Annotated in this window: 3 protein-coding genes; all 3 read left to right on the plus strand. The window is 58.7% G+C overall.

Annotation, left to right across the window (positions count from 1 at the left end; all coding sequences use genetic code 11):
* Positions 1-235, plus strand: a 235-nt coding sequence (locus ACOCD2_RS17540) for a cell wall hydrolase (RefSeq protein ID WP_295513285.1), incomplete at its 5' end; no start/stop codon positions are given.
* A 123-nt stretch (positions 236-358) separates the two neighbouring features.
* Positions 359-643, plus strand: a complete 285-nt coding sequence (locus tag ACOCD2_RS17545) for a helix-turn-helix domain-containing protein (protein WP_293650697.1) — start codon at positions 359-361, stop codon at positions 641-643.
* On the plus strand, positions 643-2,037 hold the full coding sequence (locus tag ACOCD2_RS17550) for a HipA domain-containing protein (protein ID WP_419625839.1): 1,395 nt from the start codon (positions 643-645) through the stop codon (positions 2,035-2,037). The genes ACOCD2_RS17545 and ACOCD2_RS17550 overlap by 1 nt, the downstream gene beginning before the upstream one ends.
* Positions 2,038-2,082 lie beyond the last annotated feature (45 nt).

Consider the following 2,082-nt stretch of genomic DNA (forward strand, 5'->3'; position numbering starts at 1 on the left):
GGCCTACGTGGTCCTCAACCGCGTGGCCCGGCGAATCCGGGGGACGGATGTCTGTGAGGTCGTTTGGGCACCTCACCAGTTTTCCTGGACACGCCATCCCACCCCGATCAGGGATACGCAAGCCTGGAGGCAGGCGTGGCAAATTGCCACCCTGGTACTGGAGCAGGCCGTCCCCAATCCGGTTGGTCCGGCAGATCATTACCATGCCGACCGGATAAGTGTCAGAATTCATTAATTTTGCGACGATTGCATTAATTATGCGACGTTTTAGGGTCGTTACCGTCGTTCGCCTTTTCTAGAATTTTCCATGCCAACCGCAAAACTATACTATTGCATAATTCGTGCTATATTTAACGGCATGAGGAAACAGAAATTAAGCGATTGCATAACCGCAAAGCTGGAAAACCTGCTTGCCCAGGCAAAAGCGCAAGGGCTTTCGCAGAAAGAACTGGCGGCGCGGGCGGGGATCAGCGAGGTGGGCCTGTCCCAGGCCAAGGCGCGAGGTGATCTGAAGGTATCCACCCTCGAAGCCCTGGCCAATGCCCTGGACATGACCATCGAGTTCAAACCCCGTCGCTCCCATGATGCGGCCATCACTGCCATCCGCGAGGGCCGCTTCTTTGACTTGGCCGGGGAACCCTGATGCGCCCGGCGGCATTGCCTCACTATACCGCCGTGGTGTGGACGGCCATTGGCGGCACGCCGCAAAAAATGGGTACGCTCGTCCTGTCGGATGACCGCATGGTGATGACCTATGATGAGGACTACCTGGCCTCGGGCCTGCCGAGAATGAGCCTCATCGATGATGTCGCCACGGAAGTCGCCCCTTTCTTCGAATACCCCGTGACGGAAAGGATGCCCATGTTGCCACGCTTGCGCGCCCTGGTACCGGGCAACAATCCCCGCAACCTGCAGCGGGCGCACTACCTCAAAGCCTTGCAGCGAAAAATGGGAACGCCGCCGGCGAAAGGCATCGATACGGAATGGGCGTTACTGTTGATGGGCGGTCATGGCGGGGTCGGGCATGTCGATGTGTTCCAGGATGACCGGGCCGCCCTGGCCTGGTATGACCGTGAAATCAACCTGCGGTCGTTCACCGCGAACATGGGACGCTCGGAATTGTGGCGATTCCTGCGCGAACAAATACTCGATGAATCGAACGGGTTTACGCCCCACGACCTTCGGGATGTCATGGGAAACACCCCCTCCGTAGGCGGAATGATCCCGAAGTTGCTGGTTTCCATGGATGTTGGGCGGGATGACACCACCCTGTATCCGCCCGGCGCCCCCGGCAAGGTCGATGTGCTCCTGAAAATCGAACCTCCCGAATATCAGGGGCTGCTCGCGCTCGAGGCGATGTGTCTCGACATACATCGGGAACATGGACTGGATACGCCCGGGTATCGTTATTTCGAACAGGAGGATTTGCGCTTCCTGGCGGTTGAGCGATTCGACCGCCCAACCATCCAGCCGGTGGAATCGCTGTTCTCCGTGATTGCCACGGGCGACCACCGGGTGCAGGGCATGGGAGATGTCATGCTGGAGGATCTGGGCGGCATCCTCCGGCGGCTTTCACAGGTGGTCGAGCTGGCCCCGGACACCGGCACCGATCTGTTTCAGCGCTTCATTCTGGCCTACCTGACGGGCAACGGCGACCTTCACCTGGAAAACCTGTCCCTCTTGGGGGGAAAGAACGGCTGTCGGCTGGCGCCGGTTTATGACCCCGCCCCCATGCGGGCCTGGGCGCGGCATGATCTTGTCAGCGCCATTGGCTATGACGCCCAGTCGTATCCCGATGAAGCCTCGGTGTTCGTGGAACTGGGCGGCGCCCTGGGGCTGTCCAGGGTGGAAATCGATGCGATTGTGGAGCAATCCTTGGAAACCACCAGGGATTATGCGGATAGGGTGGCTGATTGCGCCGTCATCAACGATGGCCAGCGCCATAGACTGAGCACTATTGCTATAGCAGCAAAAGAAACGCTGCAAGCGCAGTTGCGCCATACTGCAAAGTCGGTGCTGCGCGAAAATCTCAGATGATCTATCTCCTGTCACAATTCCCACTGCGCCCTAATAACCCATTGA

The sequence above is a fragment of the Thiolapillus sp. genome, assembly GCF_048562965.1.
Classification (GTDB): Bacteria; Pseudomonadota; Gammaproteobacteria; order Chromatiales; family Chromatiaceae; genus Thiolapillus; species Thiolapillus brandeum_A.